This is a genomic window from Kitasatospora sp. NPDC001683 (genome assembly GCF_053596495.1).
This window is the reverse complement of the sequence record NZ_JBSFGK010000006.1, coordinates 25,631-49,981: the sequence shown is the minus strand read 5'-3', so window position 1 is coordinate 49,981 and position 24,351 is coordinate 25,631. Positions and strand designations below refer to the sequence as shown.

The 24,351-nt window shown below is 75.7% G+C and carries 17 protein-coding genes; 7 read left to right on the top strand and 10 right to left on the bottom strand.

What is annotated here, in order from left to right; genetic code table 11:
* Nucleotides 1-9 precede the first annotated feature (9 nt).
* The 3 genes from ACWCYO_RS04575 (at nt 10) to ACWCYO_RS04565 (ending at nt 3,160) form a co-directional block, all read left to right on the top strand.
* Nucleotides 10-1,257, top strand: coding sequence for an AAA family ATPase (locus ACWCYO_RS04575; RefSeq protein ID WP_449783465.1), 1,248 nt, complete (start codon nt 10-12; stop codon nt 1,255-1,257).
* Nucleotides 1,254-2,630 carry a vWA domain-containing protein gene (locus tag ACWCYO_RS04570; RefSeq protein ID WP_449783311.1) on the top strand — a complete coding sequence of 459 codons (1,377 nt, stop codon included), beginning with the start codon at nt 1,254-1,256 and terminating at the stop codon, nt 2,628-2,630. Before ACWCYO_RS04575 ends, ACWCYO_RS04570 begins: the two co-directional genes overlap by 4 nt.
* A 65-nt stretch (nt 2,631-2,695) precedes the next feature.
* The gene (locus ACWCYO_RS04565; protein ID WP_449783310.1) at nt 2,696-3,160 is read left to right on the top strand and encodes a hypothetical protein; all 465 of its coding nucleotides are present in this window, start codon (nt 2,696-2,698) and stop codon (nt 3,158-3,160) included.
* Nucleotides 3,161-3,241: 81 nt separating this feature from the next.
* Here the strand turns inward: ACWCYO_RS04565 and ACWCYO_RS04560 are convergent, their stop codons facing one another.
* The 9 genes from ACWCYO_RS04560 to ACWCYO_RS04520 form a co-directional block, all read right to left on the bottom strand.
* Complete coding sequence (locus tag ACWCYO_RS04560) at nt 3,242-6,112, bottom strand: condensation domain-containing protein (RefSeq protein WP_449783309.1); 2,871 nt, start codon at nt 6,110-6,112, stop codon at nt 3,242-3,244.
* A complete protein-coding gene (locus ACWCYO_RS04555; protein ID WP_449783308.1) occupies nt 6,109-7,887 on the bottom strand; it encodes a non-ribosomal peptide synthetase in 1,779 nt (592 codons plus the stop codon). Before ACWCYO_RS04555 ends, ACWCYO_RS04560 begins: the two co-directional genes overlap by 4 nt.
* A gap of 74 nt (nt 7,888-7,961) precedes the next feature.
* Nucleotides 7,962-9,764: an AMP-binding protein gene (locus ACWCYO_RS04550; RefSeq protein ID WP_449783307.1), complete on the bottom strand. Its 1,803-nt coding sequence runs from the start codon at nt 9,762-9,764 to the stop codon at nt 7,962-7,964.
* A 9-nt stretch (nt 9,765-9,773) separates the two neighbouring features.
* A complete protein-coding gene (locus ACWCYO_RS04545; protein ID WP_270150038.1) occupies nt 9,774-10,949 on the bottom strand; it encodes an acyl-CoA dehydrogenase family protein in 1,176 nt (391 codons plus the stop codon).
* Nucleotides 10,946-14,032, bottom strand: coding sequence for a non-ribosomal peptide synthetase (locus ACWCYO_RS04540; RefSeq protein ID WP_449783306.1), 3,087 nt, complete (start codon nt 14,030-14,032; stop codon nt 10,946-10,948). The genes ACWCYO_RS04545 and ACWCYO_RS04540 overlap by 4 nt, the downstream gene beginning before the upstream one ends.
* A gap of 204 nt (nt 14,033-14,236) precedes the next feature.
* Nucleotides 14,237-15,505, bottom strand: a complete 1,269-nt coding sequence (locus ACWCYO_RS04535; protein WP_270150034.1) for a non-ribosomal peptide synthetase — start codon at nt 15,503-15,505, stop codon at nt 14,237-14,239.
* Between the two features lie 41 nt (nt 15,506-15,546).
* Complete coding sequence (locus ACWCYO_RS04530; RefSeq protein ID WP_270150032.1) at nt 15,547-16,914, bottom strand: MFS transporter; 1,368 nt, start codon at nt 16,912-16,914, stop codon at nt 15,547-15,549.
* A gap of 440 nt (nt 16,915-17,354) precedes the next feature.
* Nucleotides 17,355-18,470, bottom strand: coding sequence for a PP2C family protein-serine/threonine phosphatase (locus ACWCYO_RS04525; protein WP_270150030.1), 1,116 nt, complete (start codon nt 18,468-18,470; stop codon nt 17,355-17,357).
* Nucleotides 18,471-18,630: 160 nt separating this feature from the next.
* A complete protein-coding gene (locus ACWCYO_RS04520; RefSeq protein WP_449783470.1) occupies nt 18,631-18,903 on the bottom strand; it encodes a hypothetical protein in 273 nt (90 codons plus the stop codon).
* On the opposite strand from ACWCYO_RS04520, the gene ACWCYO_RS04515 reads away from it, so the two are divergent.
* Nucleotides 18,841-19,170, top strand: coding sequence for a LysR substrate-binding domain-containing protein (locus tag ACWCYO_RS04515; RefSeq protein WP_449783305.1), 330 nt, complete (start codon nt 18,841-18,843; stop codon nt 19,168-19,170). The genes ACWCYO_RS04520 and ACWCYO_RS04515 overlap by 63 nt on opposite strands.
* Here the strand turns inward: ACWCYO_RS04515 and ACWCYO_RS04510 are convergent.
* Complete coding sequence (locus ACWCYO_RS04510) at nt 19,089-20,237, bottom strand: erythromycin esterase family protein (protein WP_449783304.1); 1,149 nt, start codon at nt 20,235-20,237, stop codon at nt 19,089-19,091. The two genes, ACWCYO_RS04515 and ACWCYO_RS04510, sit on opposite strands and share 82 nt — an antisense overlap.
* A 94-nt stretch (nt 20,238-20,331) precedes the next feature.
* Between ACWCYO_RS04510 and ACWCYO_RS04505 the strand changes: the two genes are divergently transcribed.
* From ACWCYO_RS04505 to ACWCYO_RS04495, 3 genes are all read left to right on the top strand, one after another.
* A complete protein-coding gene (locus ACWCYO_RS04505; protein ID WP_270150026.1) occupies nt 20,332-21,084 on the top strand; it encodes a MerR family transcriptional regulator in 753 nt (250 codons plus the stop codon).
* A gap of 358 nt (nt 21,085-21,442) precedes the next feature.
* Nucleotides 21,443-21,805: a CU044_2847 family protein gene (locus ACWCYO_RS04500; RefSeq protein WP_270150025.1), complete on the top strand. Its 363-nt coding sequence runs from the start codon at nt 21,443-21,445 to the stop codon at nt 21,803-21,805.
* Nucleotides 21,806-21,808: 3 nt separating this feature from the next.
* Nucleotides 21,809-24,351: nSTAND1 domain-containing NTPase (locus ACWCYO_RS04495; protein WP_449783303.1), on the top strand; the 2,543-nt coding region annotated here is incomplete at its 3' end.

Genomic DNA, 24,351 nt, shown 5'->3' with positions numbered 1-24,351 from the left:
CCCATGCCCATGCCCACGTCCATGCCCATGCCCATGCCCGCGCACGCCCGGCTCGACGTCGCCCGCCAACTGCTCGACCTGCTCGGCGACACCCGCACCGAACCCCGTCCCGACGACCAACTGGAGGCCCTCACCCTCGCCGTGGCCGCCGACCTGCCCGTCCTGCTCTGGGGCGAACCGGGCATCGGCAAGACCGCGGCCCTCAACCAGCTCGCCGAGGCCCTGGACCTGCCACTGACCACCGTCATCGCCAGCGTCCACGAGCCCTCCGACTTCTCCGGCCTGCCCATCGTCGGTGACGACCCGGCACAGCAGGGCGTCCCGCTGGCCCCGCCGGACTGGGCGGTGCGCCTGGTCCGGGCCGGGCGCGGGCTGCTGTTCCTGGACGAGCTGTCCACCGCGCCGCCCGCTGTCCAGGCCGCGCTGCTCCGGCTGGTCCTGGAGCGGCGCATCGGCGCGCTCCAACTGCCGCCGGGCGTACGGATCGTGGCGGCCGCCAACCCCCGTTCCTCGGCGGCCGACGGGTGGGAGCTGAGCCCGCCGCTGGCCAACCGGTTCGTCCACCTGCAGTGGGTGCACGACCACGAGGTGGTGGTGCGGGGTCTCGGCGGGGTGTGGCCGGTCGCCACCCTTCCGCGGCTCGATCCGGCGGCGCTGCCGGCGGCGGTCGCCTTCGCCCGCCGGGCGGTGTGCGAACTACTCACCGTGCGGCCGGAGTTGGTGCACCGGCTGCCGACCAGCGAGACCAAGCGCGGCGGCGCCTGGCCGTCCCCGCGCAGCTGGGACATGACCTTGCGGCTGATCGCTTTCGCCACCGCGGCCGGCTCCTCCCGGGAGGTGCTGTCGCTGCTGGTCCGGGGCACGGTCGGGGACGGTCCGGGGCTGGAGCTGATGGCGAGCATGGACCGGATGGACCTGCCGGACCCGGAGCAGCTGCTCGCGGACCCGGCGGGCGCGGTGCTGCCCGAGCGCGGGGACCTGCGCCAGGTGGTGCTGGACGGGGTGGTGGCCGCGGTGCGCAACCGGCCGGAGCGGGCGCGGTGGGACGCCGCCTGGGCGCTGCTGCTGCGGGCGCTGGAGAGCGGCGCGCCGGACGTGCTGGTCGTCCCGGCGACCACGCTGGCCTCGCTGCGCCGGGAGGACTGGGAGGTCCCGGAGGCGATCGAGCACCTCGCCTCGACGGTGGCCCTGTCCCGGCGGGCCGACCGCGCCGCCGGTCGCGTCGCCGCCCGCACCAACGTCACGGCCGGCCGATGAGCGCGGGCGCCACGCCGCCGGACACCGGCTGGAACACCCGGCCCGCCCCGACCCCGCTGGACCTCGGCAGGCGCATCCGGCCCAAGGTCGCCAGGCCCGCCCCCACCCCCGGGGACCCCGACTGGCAGGTCAAGCCGCAGGCCGGCCCGCCGGAGCTCCGCCCGCTGGACCTCGAGAAGCTCTACGCCGCCCGACTGCAGGCCGTCCGGGCCCGCCCCTATCTGGCGACCGCGTTGTTCGCCCTGCACCTGGTGGAGTCCCGGCAGGTGCCGACCATGGGCGTGGACCGCCACTGGCGCTGCTACGCCTCGCCCGGCTTCGTCGAGCGCACCGCTGTGGAGGACCTCGCCTCGATCTGGGTGCACGAGGTGTCGCACCTGCTGCGCGACCACCACGGGCGCAGCGACCGCCTGGCCCGCGACCTCGGCCTGAGGGACCCGGCGGACCGGCTGCGGATGAACATCGCCGCCGACTGCGAGATCAACGACGACGCGTTCGGGGACGGCCTGGTCAAACCGGCGGGCGCGCTGACCCCCAGGCTCCTCGGCCTGCCGGAGGGGAAGCTGATGGAGGACTACCTCCGCGGATTCAGCTTCGACCTGCGCCGCCCGGGCCTGGCCTGGCTGGACTGCGGCGGCGGCGCCGACGGCGTGGACCGGCCGTGGGAGCTCGGCCCGGACGGCGCCCACGGGCTGACCGCCCAGGAGCGGGACGCCGTGCGCTTCCGGGTCGCCGAGGGCATCCGGGGCCGCCCCGGGAACGCCCCGGCGGGCTGGCGGCGCTGGGCCGAGGAGGTGTTCCACCCGCCGCAGCCGTGGCGGCAGCTGCTGGGTGCGGCGATGCGCTCGGCGGTGTCCGGGCCGGGCGCGGGCGGGGACTACAGCTACGGCCGCCCGGCGCGGCGCTCGGTCGGGCTGCCCGGTGTGGTGCTGCCGAGCCTGCGGCGGCGGCCGCCCCGGGTGTCGGTGGTGGTCGACACCTCGGGGTCGGTCTCGGACCGGGAGCTGGGCAGTGCGCTGCTGGAGGTGGCGGCGATCGGCCGGGCGGTCGGCGGCCGCCACGACCAGGTCACCGTGCTGTCCTGCGACGCCGCCGCCCAGTCCGTCGGCGCGCTCTGCCGGGCGGCGGGCATACCGCTGATCGGCGGCGGCGGGACGGACCTGCGGACGGGCTTCGCCGCGGCGCTGCGGACCCGACCGCAACCGGACGTCGTCGTGGTGCTGACGGACGGCCAGACGCCGTGGCCGACGGTCGCGCCGGCGTGCCGTACGGTGGTCGGTCTGTTCCGGCGGCCGAGCCGGTACGACGAGAACAACGGCGAGTACCGGCCGGATGCGCCGCCGGAGTGGGCGCGCGTGGTCACCATCGGCTGAGCCGGGCCGGTTCTGCGCCGACCGGCCGGCTCGGCCGCCGGGCATGACGGAAGGAAGCGAACCTCTTGAAGACGGATGGGCCGGAGCCGGAGCCCGACGAGCACCTGCGCTTGGCGCGCTACCGGCGGGAGTTCGCGCGGGCGGCTCCGGAGGAGGTGGCCGGGCTGGTGGCGCGGGTGCTCGCCGATCCCGATCGGGCGATGGCGAGCGGCGCGGTGTGCGAGTACCTGGACCGGCGGGCGGCGGAGTTGCTGACGGAGCCGGCCTTCCCGGCCTGGTGCCGGGAGCTGGCCCAAGCGGTTTCCGCCGACGGCTTCGCGCGGCGGCGGCTGGACGAGTGGGCGCTGCTGCGGGCGATGGAACTGGACGAGCCGTGGGAGGAACGGCAGTTGCTCGCGGCCTCGAACTGGCTCCAGTTGCAGGCTGCCGAGTCGGCCTCGGCCGGGTCGTGCCTGGGTGTCCTGGCCGCGGGCGGGCGCACCCGGCGGATCCGCACCACCGCCGCGGCCCGGCTGCGGCGGCTGCGATGACTGCGGTCGCTGCGACAACCGCGGCGGCTGCGGTAGCCAGGCGGAGGAGCCCGAAGGCCCCTCCGCCCGTTCACGGACCGCTCAGCCCACCATGGCCGCCAGCACGCTGCGCCAGTCCTCCCCCGGCTCCGGCTGCAGCGCGGCCGCCAGGGTCTCCGACCGGTAGCGCCAGGGGCGTCGCAGCTCCGGGTCGGCGTCGGCGCTCAGCTCCACCCGGCTCGCCGACCCGAGCAGCCGGATCAGCTCGGTGCCGAACTCCGCCCAGGACACGTGCCCGTTGATCGCGTTGACGATCCGGCCCGCGGCGGGACCGTCTGGCAGGGCGCAGGCGGCGAGGGCGCGGGCCAGGGCCGCGGAGTGCACCCAGGCGGCGCCGTTCCAACCGCTCCCCCCGTCGACTCCCGGTTCCGGCAGGACGATCGGCCGCCCGGCCAGGGCCGCCTGGTAGAGCTCGCCGGTGGAGCCCCAGCGGAGCTGGTCGCGCAGTCGCCGGTGCGGACCCCAGACGATCGGGGCGCGCACCACGGTGGCCGGGCCGTGGCCGGTGGCCTCGGCCGTCTCGAACAGCATCCGCTCGCAGTCCAGCTTGGCCTGCCCGTACGCGGTGACCGGCGCGCCGCTGGGGCCGCCCTCGGCGATGTCGGTGCCGGACGGCTGCCCGTACGCGTCGATGCTGCTGACGAAGACGAACGGGCCGCCGGACCAGCCGTCCAGCAGGGCCCGCATGGCGGCCACGTCGGTCTCGTGCTCGGTGAAGGTGCAGGCGGCGTGGATGACGGCGTCCACGCCCTTGACGGCGCGCTGGAGGCTGTCCGGGTCGGCCAGGTCGCCCTCGGCGATCTCGGCGCCGTGCAGGGCCGGCAGGTGGGCGGACTCCGGGCGGACCAGGACGCGCACCGGCCGCCCTTGGGCCATCAGTTCCTGCAGCACCGCGGCCCCGACCCCGCCGGTGGCGCCGGTGAGCAGCACGGTGCCGGTGCGGGGCCCGGCGGTCGGGTGACCGCCGGTGCGGGTGAGGGCGGCGGCGCGGCGTTCCTCCTCGCGGGTTGCCAGTAGGGCGGCGAGGGCGCGCGGGGTGCGGTGTTCCAGGACGTCGAGGCCGGTGAGCGGCAGCCCGACCCGGGTGCGCAGGCGTTCGGCGAGCTGGACGGCGATCAGCGAGTGGCCGCCGAGGGCGAAGAAGTCGCCGTCGGCGGGCGGGACGCTGCCGAGCAGTTCGCCGAAGGCGGTGCGGACCAGGTCGAGCGGCCCGGTCCGCTCGGCGGCAGGGACGGCCGCAGGGGCGGCGGCGCCGGGCGCGGCGACAGCGGCATCGGGCAGCCGGGCGCGGTCGACGCCGCCGTCCGCACGGCGCGGGATGCGGTCCAACAGGGTGACGGCGAGCGGAAGTTCGGCGGCCGCCGGCGAGCGCCGGAGCCGGGCGCGCAGGTCGGTGCCGCTGGGGGCGACCGGTCCGCGCACCACGGCGTAGGCGAGCGGCGGGCCGTCGCCGGTTTCGACGACGGCCGCGTCGGCCACCTCGGGGTCGGCCAACAGAGCTTCCAGCACCGGGTGTTGGGCGGAAGGCGAGACCAGGAGCTCGCCGGGCAGCTCGGAAAGCACGACGTCCGCGTCCTCGGCCACCGCCCGGAGCACCGCGGCGAAGGCCTCCACCAGCCGGGCGCCGGTCGCCCGGTCCAGCGCGGCCTGGTCGTGCTGGACCAGGCAGCGCGGCCGCGGACCGTCCTCCAGCACCAGGGAGAGGTCGAACTTGGCCAGTCCCAGGTCGAGTTCGACGTCCTCGGCGTCGAGCCCGGGCAGCGCCAGCGGTGCCGGGGCCTGGAAGAGGTCGCAGCTGACCGACGGCAGCGGGTTGCCGTCGGCGCCGCGCGCCGCCGCGCCGAGCCGCTCGACCACCAGGTCGAAGGGCACCTGGTGGTGCTGCTGCGCCTCCAGCAGGGCGCCGCGCACCAGGGCGAGCGCGTCGGCGAAGGATCCGCCGGCGGCCGGTTCCGCCCGCACTGCGAGGGTGTTGACGCCGAGGCCCACCGTGCGGCGCAGTTCGGGCCGGGCGCGCTGGCCGCTGGCGCAGCTGAGGGTGAGGTCGTCCTGGCCGGCGGCGGTGCGCAGGGTGGCGAAGGCGGCGGCGAGGACGACGGCGAACAGGGTGGCGCCGTGCCGGGCGCCGAGCTTCCGCAGGCCTTCGACCGTGGCCGGCTCGAGCGGGGCGGCGTGCAGGGCGGCGCGGCGGTCGCGGGCGCCGGGCGGGACGGGTCGCAGCAGCGGCAGCGGGCGGGCGCCGGCCAGGTGGGCGGCGCGGGCGTCGGCGGCGGCGGCGAGTTCGGCGTCGCGGGCGCGCTCCTGGCGGGCGTACTCGGTGTACGGCATCCCGGGCGGCGGGAGTTGGGGCTCGACGCCGTCGCGGGCGGCGGCGTACAGCTCGGCGAGGTCTGCGGCGAGGACGGGCAGTGAGCCGCCGTCGACGGCGATGTGATGGATCGTCAGCAGTAGGGTGTGGTCCTCGGGCCCGTGCCGCAGCAGCAGGGCGCGCAGCACCGGTCCGGTGGTGAGGTCGAACGGTCGGCCGGCCTCTTCGACGAGTTGCCCGGAGCCTGCCGCGTCCACCACCGGCAGCGGCACCGGGCCGGCCGGCTCGACGTGCTGGTAGGGCTGCTCGCCGCGGCGCGGGTAGCGGGTGCGCAGGACGGCGTGCCGTTCGGTGAGGGCGGTGAGCGCGGTGGCCAGGGCGTCCGGGTCGAGCGGCCCGCGCAGCCGGGTGGCGACCGGGACGTTGTAGAGGGCGCCGCCCTGGCCGAGCCGCTCCATCAGCCACATCCGCTGCTGGGCGTGGGAGAGCGGGGCCGGGCCGGCGTCGACGGAGGCGCAGACGGAGGCAGCGGCCGCGCGGTCCGGCGTGAGCGCGGTGCGGCGGTTGCGGGCGCGGCGCAGCAGGTCGTTCTGGTCGCTGGTCATCGCTGGGCCGCCCCCTGGGTGTCGTCGGCGGCCCGCAGGGCGCGCTCCAGTAGTTCGGCCTGCCCGGCCACGGTGGGGTGGTCGAGGAAGTCGGCGAGGGAGAGTTCGACGCCGAGGTCCTCGCGCAGGTCGTCGACGACCCACATGGCGAGCAGGGAGTGGCCGCCCTCGGCGAGGAAGTCGGCGGCCGGGTCGGTGATCGGGCGTTCCAGGGCGCGGCTCCAGGCCTCGGCGACGACCTGCTGGATCGGGGTGAGTTCGGCCTCGGCGGGGGCGTGTCCGGCGGCGGCCGGATCCGGGGCGTCGGCGAGCGCCCGCCGGTCGACCTTGCCGCTGCCGGTGACCGGCAGTGCGGCGAGGACGGTCCAGGCGGTGGGCACCAGGTGGGCGGGCAGCCGCTCGGCGAGCCGGGTGCGCAGGGTCTCGACGGCCGTCGCGGCGCCGTCGGCGAGGACGACGCAGGCGGTGAGCGCGGCGTCGGCCTGTCCGGCGCGGCGGACCACCACGGCCGCCTCGGCGACCTCGGGGAACCGCAGCAGCGCGTGCTCGACCTCGCCGGGCTCGATCCGGAAGCCGCGGACCTTGACCTGGTCGTCGGTGCGGCCGTGGAACTCCAGGACGCCGTCGGGCCGTTGGCGCACCAGGTCGCCGCTGCGGTAGGCGCGGCCCCGGCCCGGGAGGTCGCGGAAGCGCTCGGCGGTCAGCTCGGGCCGGTTGAGGTAGCCCTGGGCGAGCCGCTCGCCGCCGATCCACAGTTCGCCGACGGTGCCGGGCTCCACCGGCGCGAGGTGCTCGTCCAGGACGAGCAGGCGGGCGCCGCCGAAGGGCCGTCCGATCGGGACGGTTCCGCCCTCGCAGTCGGCGGGGGTGACCAGGTGGGTGGTGGTGAAGGTGGTGGCCTCGGTGGGCCCGTAGACGTTGTGGAGCTCCAGCCAGGGGAAGGCCCGCAGCACCGCGCCGGCGTGTTCGGGGGCGAGTGCCTCGCCGCCGACGGCCACGGTGCGCAGCACGCCGAAGATCCGGGACTGCCGGGCGGCCAGGTGGTGGAAGAGCGCGGTGGTGAGGAGCAGGACGGTGACGCCGAACCGTTCGACGTCGCGGACGAGTTCCTCGGCGCTGGGCCGGTCGGCCGGGGAGACGGCGACGGCGGCGCCGTGGGCGAGCGGGGCCCACAGTTCGAAGGTGGCGGCGTCGAAGGAGGGGGTGGCGTGCAGGAGCACCCGGTCGCGCGGGCCGACGGGGATCGCGTCGGGGGCCGTGACCAGGTCGGTGACGGCGCGGTGCGGGACGAGCACGCCCTTGGGGTGGCCGGTGGAGCCGGAGGTGTAGTAGAGCAGGGCGGGCGCGTCCGGCTCCGCGGCGTCGGGGACGGCGCCGCCGGTGGCCTCGGTGCCGCGTTCGGTCAGGACGAGGGTGTGCTCGACGGGCAGTCCGGCCTCGGCGAGCAGCGCCTTGTCGCCGAGGACGAGCCGCGCGCCGGCGTCGGCGGTCAGCTCGGCGATGCGCGGGCGCGGGTAGCCGGGGTCGAGCGGGAGGACGAGGGCGCCGGCCCGCCAGACGGCGAGCTGGGCGACGACGTGCCGGGTCGAGCGGGCGCACAGCAGCCCGACGGTGCTGCCGGGGCCGATTCCGCGTGCGGCCAGTACGGCGGCCAACCGGCCGGAGGCGTCGAGGAGTTCGCGGTAGGTGAGGTAGGTGTCGCCGTCGGTCACGGCGAGGGCGGTCGGGTGCTGCTCGGCCTGCCGGGCGATCAGGGCGGGGAGCGTGGGCGTCATGGCGGGTTCCCTTCCGGGCGCCCCGGCCGTGCGGCCGGGGCGCCGTTGTGCAGGACAGGAGGTACGGCGGGCCGTCAGGTGAGGGACGCGCTCGGCATCCGCTCCTCGATCAGTCGCGCGATCGCCCGCAGGTCGGGCTGGCGCAGCACCAGGGGGGCGCGCAGCCGCACCCCGTACTCCTCCTCCAGGGCCTCCAGCAGTCGGGCGGCGGCGAGCGAATTGCCGCCCGCGTCCAGGAAGTTGTCGGCCGGGCCGAGGTCTGCGCGGCCGATCAGCTCGCGGCAGAGCTTCAGCACGGTGCGCTCGACCGGGGTGTCCCCGTCCTCGGTCACCGCCACCGCCTCCGGGGCCGCCGGCTCGGCGGCGAGCAGCGCCGCGCGGTCCACCTTGCCGTTGGCGTCCAGCGGGTAGTGCTCGACCAGCCGCACGGTGGCGGGCACGGCCTGCTCGGGCAGCCAGGGGCGGACGGCGTCCAGCAGGCTCGTGGGTTCGGCGTCCTCCTCGGTCTGGACGAAGGCGAGCAGCCGTGCGCCGCCGGCCGCGGCCGGCTCGGCGGCGACCACGGCGCGGCGCACCCGGGGGTCGCGTTCGAAGGCGGCCTCGACCTCGGCCGGTTCGATCCGCACCCCGCTGACCTTGACCTGGTCGTCCAGGCGTCCGTGGAACTCGAGCACGCCGTCGGCGCGCATCACCACCCGGTCGCCGGTGCGGTAGACCCGGTCGACGCCGTCCACGCCGGGCGGCACCTCGACGAAGCGGCGGGCGGTCAGTTCGGGGTCGAGGTATCCGGCGGCCAGGCCCCGGCCGCCGATCCGCAGTTCGCCGGCCGTCCCTCTGGGCACCGGGCGGCCCTGCTCGTCGGTGACCAGCACGACGGCCCCGGGGATCGGCAGTCCGATCGGCGGCGCGCCGTCGCCGTGGTCGCCGCCGGGGGCCATGGTGTGCACGGTGGTGACGACGGTCGCCTCGGCGGGGCCGTAGCCGTTGTGGACGGTCGCGGTGACGTCCGGCCCGGGGGCGCGGCGCAGCCGGTCGCCGCCGATGAGCAGGTGGCGCAGCGCCAGCCCGGCGGGCCAGGGCCGGGCCAGGACCGGCTCGCCCAGCGGGGTGGGCAGCACGCAGGCCGTGATGCCGGCCTCGCGCCACCAGTCGGTCAGCGCGCCGGAGTCCCAGCGCACCGCCTCGGGCGCGACGACCAGCGCGGCACCGGAGGTGAGGGTGGCCCACAGCTCCAGGACGTGCGGGTCGAAGGAGACCCCGATCAGCAGGCTGTGCCGCTCGCCGGGGCCGAGGCCGGTCAGCTCGCGGTACCACTGCAGCAGTGCGCCGAGCGCGGGTTCGGTGACGGCGACGGCCTTGGGGGTACCGGTGGAGCCGGAGGTGAGAACGGCGTAGTGGGTGCCGGCGGGCACGCTGACCTGTGTGCCGGGCATCAGGGCGGCCGGCACGCCGCCGCCGGGCAGGTCCAGCTCGAGCCGCTCTCCGCCGGGCGGCAGCACGGCGTCCTCGCCGACCAGGCAGACCGGGCGCAGCTGCTCGGCGACGGCCCGCAGCCGCTTCTCGCCGGGGCGCGGGCCGAGCGGCAGGTGTACGGCGCCGAGCTTGGCTATCGCCAGGGTGACGGCGACCAGTTCCACGGAGTGGCCGAGGCAGACGCCGACCAGGTCGCCCTCGCCGACCTTGCCGCGCAGGGCCTCGGCGACGGTGTCGGCGAGGCGGTCGAGTTCGGCGTAGCTCCGGGTGCGCTCGCCGTCGATCAGGGCGGGCGCCTGCGGGGTGCGGTGCGCCCAGCTGGTGAACAGGTCGAGGACCGCGCCGTGCTGGTGCGGACGGCCGTACCCGATGCTCAGGGATTCCATCATCGTCTCCAGATGCATGCGTAACCGTCAGTTCAGGCCCATGGCACGGGCGATGATGACCTTCTGGACCTCGGAGGTCCCCTCGATGATCGTGGTCATCCGGACGTAGCGGTACAGGAACTCCAGCGGGTGGCCGCGCACCCAGCCGGTGGCGCCGTGCACCTGGAGCGAGCGGTCCACCGCGCGGACGGCGGTCTCGGAGGCGGTGAGCTTGGCGAGCGCCGCGTTCTCGGGCGCCTCGGTGCCCTCGTCCACCAGCCGGGCGCAGGCGAGGGTGAGCAGCTTGGAGGACTCCACCTCGGCGCGGGTGGCCACCAGGTGCTCCTGGACGTGCTGGTACTCGCCGATCACCCTGCCGAAAGCGCGCCGCTCGCGGGCGTACTCGACGCCGGCCTTCAGCGCGTACTCGGCGATGCCGTTGCACATCGCGGCGACCACCAGGCGGCCGCGGGAGAGGCTGTCCATGGCGAGGGCGGTGGCCGCGGCGATGCCCTCCTCGCCGCCGATGACGGCCTCCGGGCCGACGGTGACCTGGTCGAGCAGCAGCTCGAACAGCGGCTCGCCGGACATCCCCTCGTACCGCTGGCCGATCCGCAGCCCGGGCTGGTCCATCGGCAGCACGAAGGCGGTGGCCCCGGCGGTCGGCCCGGCGCCGTCGCCGAGGTCGGTGGCGGCGACCACCAGGGCGATCCCGGCGTGTTCGGCGTTGCTGACGAAGGTCTTGCGCCCGTTCAGCACCCAGTCGTCGCCGGTGCGCACGGCGGTGGTGGTGAGGTGGAAGGCGTCCGATCCGGCCTGGGGCTCGGTGAGCGCCAGGCAGCGGGTCTGCTCGCCGCGCACCAGCGGGACGAGGTGGCGCTCGATCTGCTCGGGGGTGCCGTGCCGCAGCAGCGGGCTGGGGCCGTCGGAGCCGGCCAGCGCGTACGGGGCGAGCACGCAGCCGCTGCGTCCGGCGGCGTGGTGCAGCAGCACGACGGCGGTGAACGGCATGCCGGAGCCGCCGAGTTCCTCCGGGTAGTCGCCGGCGTAGAAGCCGAGCGCCGCGGAGCGCTTGCGGACGTAGGCCCGCAGGTCGGTCGGGACCTGGTCTGCCGTTTCGGGCAGCTCGGCGGCGAGTGGCACGAGTTCGCGGCGGATGAAGCTCTCGAAGGCGTCGACGAGTTCGCGGTGGCCGTCTTCGAAGACGGCGGAGGGGGAGCTCACTTGGCGCCTCCGGTGAGGACGCGGGCCTGGTCGGCCAGGACGGCGTGGCGGAACAGGGTGCGCAGCGGCGGGCGGCTGCCCAGGTGCGGTTCCAGGTGGGCGGCGAGCTGGGCGGCGAGCAGCGAGTGGCCGCCGACCTCGAAGAAGTGCGAGTCCGCGGTGAAGCGGTCGTGGCCGAGCACCTCGCGCCAGGCGGCGGCGATCAGCTCCTGGCCGGGGTCGGCGAAGGCGCTGGGCGCGGTCGCCGGCTCCTCCGGGCTCTCCTCGGCCAGCCGGGCGAGGGCGGCGCGGTCGGGCTTCCCGCCGGGCAGGGTGGGCATGGTGGCGACGGCCGTCCAGCCGGAGGGGACGAGTCCGCCGGGCAGCCGGCGGGCGAGCGCGGTGTGCAGGGCGGCCTGGTCGGGGCGCTCGGTGCCCTCGAGGAAGCCGAGCAGGCGGGGGCCGGTCCGCGGGTCGGTGTGCAGCACCACCGCGCAGGAGCGGCCGCCGAGTTCGGCGGAGGCGGCGGACTCGATCTCCTCCAGCTCGATCCGGTGACCGCGCAGCTTGACCTGGTTGTCGGCGCGGCCGAGGAAGCGCAGTCGGCCCTCGGTGTCGCGGTAGCCGCGGTCGCCGGTGCGGTAGACCCGCAGGCCGCCGAGTGCGGGGACGGTGGTGAAGCGGGCCGCGGTGGGCTCCGGCAACCCGACGTAGCCCTCGGCCAACAGGTCGCCGCTGACGGCGAGTTCGCCGACGCAGCCGTACGGGAGCGGGCGCAGCGTCTCGTCCAGGACGTGCAGGCGCACGCCGTCGATCTCGGTGCCGAGCGGGATCTCGCCGTCCTCGGTGACGTCGGCCGCGGTCACCTGGTGGACGGTGGAGGTGACGGTGGCCTCGGTGACGCCGTACGCGTTGAGCACGGTGGTGGCCTCGGTCAGCCCGGCGAGCGCGCGGGCGGGCAGCCGTTCGCCGCCGAGGACGAGCAGCCGCGGCGTCCAGCGGCCGTCGCGCAGTGCCTCGCGCAGGTCCTCGCGGACGGCGAGCAGGTAGCTGGTGGGCAGGTTGGCGACGGTGACGCCGCGGGCGGCGAGCACGGCGACCAGCTCCGGCCCGGTGGGCACCTCGCGCTGCGGCACCACCAGGGCGGCGCCGACCGCGAGGGCCGGCAACACCTCCTCCAGGGCCACGTCGAAGGACGGCCGGGCGAACAGCAACACCCGGTCGGCGGAGCTGAGTCGGTAGCGGTCGGCGATCGCGGCGACGTACCCGGCGAGCGCGTCGCGGCCGACCAGGACGGGCTTGGGCACGCCGGTGGAGCCGGAGGTGTGGACGATGTACGCGGCGCCGTCCAGGACGGCGGCGGGCTCGGCCTTCGGGAAGGCGGGGCCGTCCAGCAGGGCCGGGGTGACGCCCTCGGCGGGCAGCGCGAGCGCGCTCTGCCGGGTGGCGAGGACGAGCGCGGGGGCGAGCCGCTCCAGCAGCAGGCCGAGCCGGGCGGCCGGGTCCTCGGTGGACAGCGGCGCGTACACGGCGCCCAGGCGCAGGCAGGCCAGCAGGGTGACCACGCTGTCGGTGCCGCGCGGCAGCACGGCGGCCACCGGCTGCCCGGCGGTGACCCCGGCGGCGCGCATCCGGTCGACCAACTCACCGACGCGGCGGTCGAGTTCGCCGTAGCTGGTGCGCTCGTTGCCGGCCAGCAGGGCTAGCGCGGTCGGGTCGTGGGCGGCGGCCGGGTCGAGGTCGGCCGGGGTGGGCGTGGCGGCCGGCTCGGCCTGCGGCGCGGGGGCCAGCTCGGCGAGCACCGCCTCGGGCCGGTCGAGGTAGTGGCGCAGCAGCTCCAGCAGGCGCTCGGAGAGCAGCACGGCCTCGGTCTCGCCGAACAGGTCGGCGTCGTAGTCCCAGATCAGGGTCATCCCGGCGGCGCCGTGCTTCTCGCCGACCACCCGGCGGTCGTCGGGCAGCAGCACCAGGTCGAGGTCGAAGCGGGTGGTGCCGGTGTTGAAGCCCTCGTACAGCGAGACGTCGAGGCCGGGCGCCTGGACGTCGGGCAGCGCGGCGTCGTGGGCGCTGAACATCACGTTGAACAGCGGGTTGTCGGTGCCGCCGGTGTGCAGCCCGAGCCGGCGGGTCAGCTCCTGCACGGGCAGGTGCTGGTGGGGCAGGGCGCGCATCAGGACGTCGGTCGCCTCGTCCACGGCGTCGGTGCCGGAGGCGGCCGGGTCGAGCCGCAGGCGCAGCGGGACGGTGTTGACGAACATGCCGACGGTGCCCTCGTAGCCCTCCGGGCGGTTGCCGACGGCGGTGCCGACGGTCACCTCGCGGTGACCGCTGTGCCGGCGCAGCAGCTCGGCGAACAGGGCGAGCAGGGTACTGAACGGGGTGTGGCCGTCGGCCTTGCTGCGCTCGCGCAGCCGCTGGGCGAGGTCGGCGCCGATCGACTGGCGCAGCTGCCCGCCGCGGTGGCGGCGCTCGACGCCCGGCCGGGCCAGCCCGGGCAGGGTGACCTCGCGCGGGGCGTCGGTCAGCTCCCTGGTCCAGAAGGCGAGGGCACGCTCACGGTCCTGCGGGTCGGCCTCGGTGCGGGCGTGCTGCTCGTACGACGGAGCAGTGGCCAGCTCGTAGGGCTGGTCGAGGACGCGGGCGCGGTAGACGGTGAACAGGTCGCGCAGGAAGATCGCGAAGGAGTGGCCGTCGTGGACGAGGTGGTGCTCGACGTGGATCAGCCGGTGGTGGTCCTCGGCGATCCGGACCAGGTGCCAGCGCAGCAGCGGGGCCCGCTCGGTGTCCAGCGGCTCCTCGGCCTCGGCGGCGAGCAGTCGGCGGAAGGCGGCCTCCCGGTCCGGCTCGGCGGTGAAGTCGCTGTGACGCAGCACGGGTTGGCACTCCTCGGCGACCCGCTGGCCGGGCACGCCCTCCGGCCGGGCCACCAGCTCCAGCCGCAGGCCCGGGTGCTGAGCCAGGACGGCGGCGAGTCCGGTGTGCAGGGCGTCCCGGTCGAGGGTGCCCCACAGGTCGAGCACTCCGGTGAAGTTGTAGGCGCGGCTGCCCGGCTGCATCTGCTCGTGCAGCCAGACGATCTCCTGCGAGGGAGAGAGTGCGAACATGGATGATTCCCTTGTGTGGTGGGCGTGTTGGCACTGCGGTGGCCGGGTGCGGGGCGTGGGGTGGTCCCGGTACGGCCGGTGGGGGCCGGGCCGCACCGGGGTGAGGGTGCGGGCCGGGGGGTCTTCGGTCTTCGGGGAAGGACGGTCTTGGGGGCCGGGGTCGAGGAGACTGTCGGCTACCCAGGGCGGGCGCTAGGGCAGGCCCTAGAGGTGGCGGCGCAGCACGGCGAGCAGATCGCCGAAGGCGGCCTCGGCGTCGGCGGCCGGGAAGCGCTCGCTGTCCCAGGCGAGGCGCACCGTCAGGTCGTCGCCGTGCGAGGCGGAGACGGCCAGCGGCGCGGCGAGCGGGCGTCCGGCGACGTGGACCTCCCGGCCGGGCACGCCGCCGAGCACCAGGGGCGGGCGGCGTCGGAGGTCCTCGAAGGTGAGCATCGCGTCCAGCCCGCCCGACCAGGGGGACCCGGCGGCCCGGGCGGCCCGGACCACCTCGTCGAAGGGGGTGCCGGCGTGGTCGAGGTCGTCCCACCAGTCGTCGCAGAGCGCCTCCAGGTCGGTGGCGGGTTGCGGAGGGACGGCGTGCACCAGGGTGTTGAGGAAGCAGCCGAGCACGGCGGGCGCGCCGGGCGGGCGGCCGCCCCACGGGTAGCCGAGGGCGAGCGGGCCGTCCGCGCGGTGCAGTCGCCGGGCGGCGGCGCCGACGGCGTCCAGCAGGGCGGGGAAGAGGGCGCTGCGGGCGCCGCCCTCGACGGCGGGCAGCCGCTCGGTGAGCACGCCGGCGGCCTTCGCGGCGCCGCCGCCCGCCCCGGTCAGCGCGCCGAGCCGGCGCCCCCAGTGAGCGCGCGCGGCGGGCCCGGCGGCGGCTTCCTCGGCGGCCAGCTGGAGTTCGACGGCCTCCCGGAAGGTGGCGACGGCCCGCTGGTCGGGGCAGGCCCCAAGGGCGGACGCGGGCGGCTCGTCCTGCCGGTACGCCTCGGTGAGCTCGCCGACCAGCGCCCCGATCGACTGCTCGTCGCAGGCGGCGTGGTCCAGCGCGAGGGCGAGCAACTCCTCGCCGTCGTCGGGTTCTCGGGCCACCAGGAGGCGCAGCGCGGGCCCGTCCAGCGGCCAGTCCAGCAGCGCCTCGCGCAGCGCGCCCTCGGCGCTGCCGCCGGGGGTGACGGCGATCGGGGCGACCTCGACCGAGGGGCCGCCGGTGCGCAGCACGGGTGTGCCGCGGACGGTCACGAAGGCGCCGCACAGCGCCGGGTGGCCGGCCGCCACGGCGGCGGCGGCGCGGCCCAGCCGGTCGAGGTCGAGGGTGCCGCCCGGGTAGGCGAAGAACAGCGGGGCGAGGTCGGAGCGGGACCGCGGCGCGAGCCGGCGGGTGATCAGGAACCGCCGCTGGGCGCCGGTCAGCGGGAGCAGCTCCACCGGGGATTCGGCGGCGGCGGAGCGGTACCGGGCGAGGTAGGCGGCGGTGATGCTGGCGTGCACGGAACGGTCTCCGATTTCCGGTGTCGGCTCGGGTCAGGGGATCAGGGGGCGGTGGGACTCGCGGCGGAGTGCTCGGCGTCCGGAGTGTCCGGGGTGGGCCGGATGTCCGCAGCGGGCCCGCCGTTCGTGGTGTCCGTGGCGTCCACGGCCCCGGGTTCCGCCGGCGCCGCGGGCAGCTCGCGCATCCCCCGGAGCGGCGACAGCAGCAGCGGAACCGGCACCACCAGGAAGCCCGCCGCGCACACCCACAGCGCGGCGCGCGGGCCGGCCCAGTCGGCGACCGCCCCGCCGCCGAGCGCGCCGATCGGCATGGTGCCCCACACCAGGAAGCGCATGGTGGCGTTCATCCGCCCGAGAAGCTCGGGCGGGCAGACGCTCTGCCGGAAGCTCACCTGCGCGACGTTGTAGGCCACCGCGCCGAACAGCACCACGCCCGAGGCGAGGCCGAACGGCAGGACGCCCGCAGCGCCGCTGGACAGCGGCCACAGCACCGCGAAGGGCGCGGTCACCACGGTGGCCAGCCAGATCAGCCGGGCCTGCCCGACCCAGCGGGACAGCCGCCCCGCGCAGAGCGCGCCCGCCAGCCCGCCGACGGCGGAGGCCGACAGCAGGGCGCCGATGGCGCCGGGCGACAGGTCGAGCACCCGGACCCAGAACACCGTCTGGACGGCCGCCAGGACGGCGCCGAACAGGTTGGCCATGGCGGTCGCGGTGGCGATGGCCCGCAGCAGCGGGTGGCCGAGCACGAAGCGCACGCCCTCGGTCACCTCGGCGCGCAGCGACCGTCCGGGCTCCGGCTCCGGCCGCGCCTCCTCGACCCGGATCCGGGTGAGCAGCAGGGCCGAGGCGAGGTAGCCGCAGGCGTCGGCCACGATGGCGACCGGCGCGCCGAGCAGCTGGACCAGCCCGCCGCCCAGGCCCGGCCCGGCGATCTGCGCCGAGGACCGGACGGTCTCCAACGCGCCGTTGCCACCGACCAGTTGCTCACGCGGCAGGACGGCGGGCAGGAAGGACTGGTGAGCCACGTCGAAGAAGACCGTGGCCACCCCGGTGACCAGCGCGACCAGGTAGAGCTGGGGCATGGTCAGCACCCCGAGCGCCGCCGCCGGCGGGATCGAGCCCACCGCGACGCAGCGCACCACGTCGGCGCGGATCAGCACCGGGAGCTTGCGCATCCGGTCCAGCCAGGCACCGGCCGGCAGGCCGACCAGCAGGAACGCGGCGGTCTCGGCGGCCGTGAGCAGACCGACCTCGAACGGGGTGGCGTCGAGCACCACCACCGCCACCAGCGGCAGGGCGACCAGGGTGACCTGACTGCCCGTCTGGGCCGCCGCGGCTCCGGTCAGCAGGAGCCGGAAGTCGCGGTGGCCGAACAGACGGGCCTGGCGGGGGCGAGGCTTCTCGTTCATCGATGCGACTCTCGGTCACCCATTCGACACGGGGCAACCACCTGGTCCGTTTCCGGACGAAGCACGGGTCGGCCGGATCCCGCCACTGCCGTGACCGGCCCTTGTGCCTCCCTTACGAGCCCTTATGTTCCGGCGGCGATCCGGCACGCGGCCGCCACCGCCCGTCGGCCAAGGCATCACAGTCCATCCGGGCATCCGGGCCACTTCGCGACCAGGAAGTCCATTGCGTCGTCCGGTATCCGGACACCCGCTTTCCGGCCACCGGAGGGCACCGCTCAACTTGGCCGGATCCCGTGGAGCAGGCACCTTCGGTAACCTCATCGTGATATCGGCGTCACCGTCCGGAGCCGTGGCCAACCTCCCGGGGGCGCCTGTCCAGCGCATATCCGGCGCCCATCGCGCCCCCTACCCCGGCTCCGCCCCCTACCCGAGCTCCACGCCTACCCCGGCCATGCTCCCGGCCCGTCACCGATCCCGCGCCGGGTCACCGCGAGCACCGCCATGTCGTCGTCGCGCGGCCCGCCCGTCCACCGGGCCACATCCGCCACCAGCGCGTCCACCGCCTCCCGCGCCCCGGCGAAGGGCCCGAGCGGGGCCAGCCCGCGCACCGGGTCGTAGAACTCCCCAGCCGCGTCCCGCGCCTCGGTCACGCCGTCCGTCACCAGCAGCAGCGTGCACCCCGTCGGGAAGGGCCTGGTCTCCACCGGCGGGCGCGCCACCCCCAGCGCGCCCATCCCGAGCGGCAGCCCCGGATCGGCCGCGTCCCACCGGCTCACCCCCGGTTCGCCGTCGCCCAGCAGGTACGGCCCGGGGTGACCGCAGTCCAGGGTGCGCGCGACGGCCTCCCCCGGCGGGAACTCCACCAGCAGCGCGGTGACGAACCCCTCCACCCGCAGCTCCTCCCCCAGCGCGGCGCTCTCCCGGGCCAGCGTGCGCTCCAACGCGTCCGCGAGCGCGGCGAGGTCCGGCTCCCGGTGCGCGTCCTCCCGGAACGCCCCGAGCAGCACCGACACCGCCCCCACCGCGTGCAGCCCCTTGCCCCGCACGTCCGCGATCAGCACCCGCACACCGTACGGAGTGGCCTGCAGCGCGTACGCGTCCCCGCCGATCAGCGCCTCGTCCTGGGCCGCCCGGTAGCAGGCCGCGACCTCCAGCCCCGCCACCCGCCCCGGCGGCTCCGGCAACACCGCCCGCTGCGCCGCCTCCGCCACCGACCGCACCCGCGCCAGCCTGCGCCCGTGCCGGGCCACCACCCGGTTCACCCCGACCCCGAGCAGGGCGGTGAAGGCGGTGTTCACCAGCTCCAGGTAGCCGTCCTGGGTCCCGAACGACCCGTCCCGCAGGGAGAGCACCAGGATCCCGGTCACGTTCGCCACCCCGACGGCAACGGTGTCGCGCAGCGTCAGCAGCGCCCCGGACAGCACGGCGGCGGCCGCCAGCAACGGATCGCCCCAGTAGTCGGCCGGATCCAGCGAGTTCCACACCAGCCCGCCGACGATCAGCAACCACGGCGCGACCCGCACGTACGGCGGCCACTGCACGGACCTCGGGGCCATCGGCGACCTGGCTTCCCTCTCGCCCTCCTGCGATGAACCGATCGTAGGCACGGGCGACGGCGAGGCGCAGGGCGGTGCGGTCAGGGGACCGCCCACACCCCGCCACGACGAACCCCAGACCCCGCCGCAACGAGCACGGAGGGCCCCGGCCGCGCCCGCCTCAACGCGTGAACCGCTCCGCCCCCGCCCCGGACAGCAGCCCCGCCGGCAGCCGCCGCCCGTACGCCACCAGCAGCAGGTGTTCCGCCCGCCCCTCCACCGGCAGCGGCCCCTGCCCGTACGACCAGTCCGCGTCCGTCGCCCGCAGCCGTACGCCCTCCAACCGGGCTCCGAAGAAGCGCAGGCTGCGGCCCGAGGCGGTGCGGGCACGGTGCGGCTGACCAGGGTCGGCGAGGCGGTGCTGCCGCACGCACGGGCCGCGCTCGCCGCGCACGGGCTGGGCGTGGCGGTGCTGCCGGCCCCGGGGCCGGCCGCCGGCCTGCCGGTCCGGCGGCTGACCGACCCCGTGCCCCGGGTACGGATCGCGCTGGCGTGGCCGACCGGGCGGCCGCCGGCACCGCCGACCGCCGCCCTGCTGGCCCACCTGCGCAACGCCTACCCGGGCCCGCGACGGGGTGGCTACCCGGCCGCCGCCGCGCCGTCGGCGAGGTGCAGCAGCGCGGCTGCCCCGTCGAGGGTCTCCAGGTCCAGCGGGAAGTAGCCCTGCCGCGGGGTGGTGTCGGTACGGGTGCGGGCCACACCCGGCTCCAGCGGGGCCACCAACCGCCAGGCCTCGATGCCGGGTTGCAGCAGCGCCTCGTACGTCCCCGGCGCCGGCGCGCCCAGCCCCATCGCCTCGCTGCGCCCGAGGCTCCCGGCGACGAAGACGTAGCGCTCGCCCAGCAGCGAGCCGGCGATGTGGCCGGCCCCGTTCCAGCCGCAGTCCAGTTCGTCCTGTGACCAGGCGCTCGGGTTCCGCTGGAGGTGGCGGTTGTGGGCGAACACCAGGGTCGGCCCGCGCCGGGCCTCGACGGCGCGGATGTCGAGCAGGTTCTGCGCCATCAGGGCGTCCCGCATCCTGATCAGGCCGGAGATCCGGGCGCTCATCCCGAGGCCCTGGAGCGCCGACTGCGCGTGGTAGCGCAGCAGTCCGATCCCGGCCTGCAGGTGCGTCCCGGCCCGGAGCCACTCGGCGTGCGAGCTGGCGTCGATCAAGTCCGGTGCCCGTACGTAGAGTTGGTTGACCAGGTCGTCGGCGATGCGGCGCAGCCGCTCGGCCTCGGGGGTGGCCCCGGGCGACATCGCGGCGTCCAGGATCGCCTCCTCGCGCTCCCAGCGCTCGTCCTCGCCCGTCAACCCGGCGATGTCGAGGTCGAGTTGGAGGAAGTCGCGGGCGTGTTCGAGGTAGCGGCGCGGGCTGGGCGCGGTGGTGTTCTCGGTCTGGATGTCGAAGCCGTGGAAGGCCAGTCGCTCGACGGGTTCCCGGTCGCGGTTGAACTCGCGCATCCAGGCGACGAGTTCGCGGTTGCCCGGCTGGGCGCCGAAGCCGTGCGAGAAGCCTTCGTCCAGTACCGCGTCGAGGGTGCCCACGCCGTGCCGGACGTAGTCGTCCACGGCGAGCGCGGCCACCCGGTCGGTCTCCAGGGCGATCGAGCGGAAGCCCCGCTCGACCAGTTGGACGAACAGCCGGTTGCGGACCCGCCCGAAGGCCGGTTCCTGGTGCGTCGGTTCGCCGAGCGCCAGCAGTTCGCAGGAGGGGGTGAGGAAGTCTCCAATGTCCTGACTCATGGACCTCAAGCGTATCCTTGAAGGATCGGTTGAGACTTTCACCGATGCCAGCCCGTGACTGCCGCCAAGAAGTCTCAAACCGGAGGAACTCGCCGTGCGCCCCGCCGACCTCGCCCGCGAGCACGGCATCTCCACCCAGGCCGTACGCAACTACGAGCACGATGGCTTCCTCCCGCCCGCCGAGCGCACCCCCAGCGGCTACCGGATCTACACCGAACTGCACGCCGCCGCCCTGCGGGCCTTCCTCGCCCTGGTCCGTGCCCACGGGCACGCGATCGCCGGCCAGGTCATGACCGCCCTGCACGCCGACCGCCCGGACGAGGCGCTGACCGCCGTCGACCGGGGCCACGCCCAGCTGCTGCGCGACCGGGAGACGCTCAGCGCCGTCCGCCGGGCCGTCGACCACCTGTCCGCCGAACAGGACCCCGGTGAAATCCGTGGTGCGCTCCCCGGCCCGCTCAGCATCGGCGAACTTTCCCACCGCCTCGGCGTCACCCCCGCCACCCTGCGCACCTGGGAGGCGGCCGGCATCCTCACCCCGCCCCGCGACCGCGCCACCGGCCACCGCCTCTTCCGCCCCGAGGACATCCGCGACGCCGACCTCGCCCACCTGCTCCGGCGCGGCGGCTACCCGCTGGCCCACATCGCCACCGTGGTCCGGGAGATCCGCACGGCGGGCGGGACGGGCGGCCTCGCCGCCGCCCTCGACGGCTGGCAGCAGCGCCTCACCGACCGTGGCCGGGCGATGCTCACCGCCGCCGCCCGGCTGGACGCCTACCTGGCGCTGTCCACCGGCCCCTCGGGCCGTTCCGGGCTCGGGCCCCCGCGCCAGTCCCACTCGGGGTGACGGGCGAGGATGCCGAGGAACTCGTCGGGCGCACTGGGTGTTTTCCAACCTGAAGTCGCAGGTCACGGGGCTGGCCTGAGGCGGGAGTGGGGTGCTCGTGCGGGTGCGCCGGTTGGATGAGACGCCTCGAAACCGCCGTCAGGCGGTCCACCCGCGGCCACCGACGGGCCTTTCATTCACACGGCCCACTCCAAGTGCGGCAGGTACTGGCGCTGATGACGATGACACTGGGTGGCGGCGTGCGATGCCCCCTCAGGGCGGGTGAACGGTTCACGTGCTGTGGGCGGCCCGACGTACCCCGTACCGCCCGCCGTCGTCTGAGAGGCACCAAAGCCCACGTGTCGACGAGTGCGACGGGGTGAAGGAGGAGATCGTGGCAGCTCTGGCTCGGATGCCGTTGGAGGGCGGGGGCTGCGTCCTGATCGAGACCCCGGCAAGGCCGGAGGGGCCGGTGAAGGCCGGTCGTGTCGGCGATGCCATCCAAGAGCTGCCGGAGAGTCTGCAGGGGGCTCTGCAGCCGGTCACCGAGGCGGCGCGGGCCACCCTCGACGAGCTCCGCAAGGCCTGCCCCGACGGGATCACCGTCGCGTTCGGCGTCGACCTCGCGGTCGAGGCCGGGGCCGTGATCACCAAGGCCGCTGCCACCGGTCATCTGATGGTGACCATGACGTGGAACAGGAATGCGGCCGACCACCCGGGCGCGGGCGAGAGTCCGGGGTGACCGGTGGACATCGACGGCAAGGGGCCGGACGGCGACCGTACGCCGGCACTGCTGTCCGCCGTGGCCCAGGTCCTCGGAGTGGGCGGTGAGGTGGTCGGGGCGGGCTTCCTGGTGGCCGAGGGCCTCCTGGTCACCTGCGCGCACGTGGTGGCTGCCGCCGGAAGCGGGCCCGGTGGGCGGGTGCGGCTGGTCTTCCCGCACCCGGACGCCGCGCCGCGGGTGGAGGGCCGGGTCCTGGACGAGGCCTGGCGGCCCCCGGAAGGCGACGACGTCGCCGTCGTGCGCCTGAACGGGACCGCTACGGGTACGGAGCCGTTGCCGTTGGGCGCTGCGGCGGGCTGCCGGGGCCACCGGGTGCGGTCGTTCGGGTTCCCCGCGCAGGCCCCGCCGGGCGGGCACTTCGGCTTCGGGGTGGCCGGTGATCTGCTGCCGCCCGCCGCGGGCCGGGGCGCGCTGCTGCAGTTGACCGATGCCAACGACCTGACCACCGGATTCAGTGGCGGCCCGGTCCTGGACGAGGTGACAGGCCTGGTCGTCGGCATGGTCACCGAGATCACCGCCCCCGACGCCTTTTCGCGGGGGCAGGGCATCGCCTATGCCACACCGACACGGACACTGCGGGAGATCCGGCCCGACCTGGCCGAGCGGGACGTGTGCCCCTACCGGGGGCTGGAGCCGTTCACCGCGGAGCAGGCCAGGTGGTTCGAGGGCCGCAGGGACGCGGTGCGGCAGGCGCTGGCGAACCTGGCCCGGCACAGGCGGTTGACGCTGCTGCTCGGACCCTCCGGATCGGGCAAGTCGTCCCTGATCCAGGCCGGCGTCCTACCCGCCCTCGCCGCAGGTGAACTTCCTGGCAGCGAACGGTGGTTACCCGTGCTCGCCAGACCGAGGCAGGATCTGACGGCCGAACTCGAACACGCCGGGCTCCCCGGGGCTGCCACCGACGGGATCGCCACCGCCGTCACCCGCAGACTCGCGGCCGACCCCGACTGTCAGCGCATCATCCTGATCATCGACCAGTTCGAGGAGTTCCTCGCCCAGCCCGCCGACGGCCGACGGCCGGACCGCTGCCCGGCCATCGCGGACCAGCTCACCGCGGCGGTCGACTCGATCGCCCGGCTCCAGGTGATCCTGATCATGCGCGATGACTTCTACCATCAACTCGCTGCCCTTGCACCAAGGTTGCTGCACGCCGCGATGCCTGGGCTCCTCAACGTGCCGGGCAGCCTGAGCGAGGACGACCTGCGCGACATCATCACCCTGCCCGCCCAGGACGTGGGCGCCCGCTTCCAGCCCGGACTGCCTGAGCAGATCGTCACCGACGTCCTGGCCACCACCCCCGAGGGATCCGCCACCCGCCAGGCGCCCGTCACCGTCCTGCCCCTGCTGGAGCTGACTCTCAGCCGGCTCTGGCAAGGCCGCCAGGACGGCTACCTCACCCACGACGCCTACCGGCGCATCGGCGCGGTCACCGGAAGCCTGACCACCTGGTGCGACACCGCCCTCGACCAGCTGGCCCCCGGCCACCGGCCCATCGCACGGCGGATCCTGACCTCCCTGGTTCGCCCGGCCGACCCGAGCCACCAGGTTCCGGCCATCCGAACACAGGTCCCCCTGCGGGAGCTGCGCGACCTGGCAGCCGACCCCGACGCCGTTCCCGGCAGCGAGCGGGCCATCGACGCCGTCCTCGCCGCCCTCACCGGCCATCGGATCATCACCACCTACACGCCCCGCGCACCCGAAGGACCCGACGCCCCGGCCGGACAGCCGGTGGCCGAGCTCATCCATGACGCGCTCATCCGCGACTGGGGCACACTACGCGAGTGGGTCAACCAGGACCATCGCTTCCAGGAGTGGCTCGGACACACCCGGGAACGGCGAGCCCGCTGGGCCGAGCGGAAGGACCCCGGTGACCTGCTCGCCGGGACGGCGCTCGCGGAAGGCCTTGAATGGTCCCGGCACCGCCGCCTACCGAGCGGGATCGCCGCCTTCCTCACCGCCAGCAGGCAGCGCCAGCAGGCCGTCATCCGGCGCAGCAGACGCCTCAACGCGATCCTGGCCGGGGTCCTCGTCCTCGCACTCGCCGCTGCGGGATACGCCGTCTGGCAGCAGCGGACGGCCGTCGCCGAACGGCAGACGGCCCTCTCCCGGCAGCTCGCCCTCCAGTCCGGCACCCTCATCAGCACCAACCCCGACCTCGCCTCGCTGCTGGCCGTCCAGGCGTACCGCACCGGCCACACTCCCGAATCCGTCGAGAGCCTGGACGACGCCGCGGCCCTCCCACTGCGGCGACGCCTGTCCGGCCACACCGACTCGGTCTACTCGGTGGCGTTCAGCCCCGACGGCCACACCCTCGCAACCGCCAGCGCCGACCGGACCGTTCGCCTGTGGGACGCGGCCACCGGCACCGTCCGGGCCACCCTCACCGGCCACACCGGAGAGGTGCGCTCAGTGGCGTTCAGCCCCGACGGCCACACCCTCGCAACCGCCAGCGCCGACCGGACCGTTCGCCTGTGGGACGCGGCCACCGGCACCGTCCGGGCCAC

What these genes read in the sequence shown, in the direction of transcription:
- ACWCYO_RS04575 (WP_449783465.1), top strand. Translation starts at nt 10, where the DNA reads ATGCCCACGTCCATGCCCATGCCCATGCCCGCGCACGCCCGGCTCGAC.
- ACWCYO_RS04510 (WP_449783304.1), bottom strand. Translation starts at nt 20,237, where the DNA reads ATGAGTCAGGACATTGGAGACTTCCTCACCCCCTCCTGCGAACTGCTG.
- ACWCYO_RS04540 (WP_449783306.1), bottom strand. Translation starts at nt 14,032, where the DNA reads ATGTTCGCACTCTCTCCCTCGCAGGAGATCGTCTGGCTGCACGAGCAG.
- ACWCYO_RS04530 (WP_270150032.1), bottom strand. Translation starts at nt 16,914, where the DNA reads ATGAACGAGAAGCCTCGCCCCCGCCAGGCCCGTCTGTTCGGCCACCGC.
- ACWCYO_RS04570 (WP_449783311.1), top strand. Translation starts at nt 1,254, where the DNA reads ATGAGCGCGGGCGCCACGCCGCCGGACACCGGCTGGAACACCCGGCCC.
- ACWCYO_RS04555 (WP_449783308.1), bottom strand. Translation starts at nt 7,887, where the DNA reads ATGACGCCCACGCTCCCCGCCCTGATCGCCCGGCAGGCCGAGCAGCAC.
- ACWCYO_RS04560 (WP_449783309.1), bottom strand. Translation starts at nt 6,112, where the DNA reads ATGACCAGCGACCAGAACGACCTGCTGCGCCGCGCCCGCAACCGCCGC.
- ACWCYO_RS04550 (WP_449783307.1), bottom strand. Translation starts at nt 9,764, where the DNA reads ATGCATCTGGAGACGATGATGGAATCCCTGAGCATCGGGTACGGCCGT.
- ACWCYO_RS04525 (WP_270150030.1), bottom strand. Translation starts at nt 18,470, where the DNA reads ATGGCCCCGAGGTCCGTGCAGTGGCCGCCGTACGTGCGGGTCGCGCCG.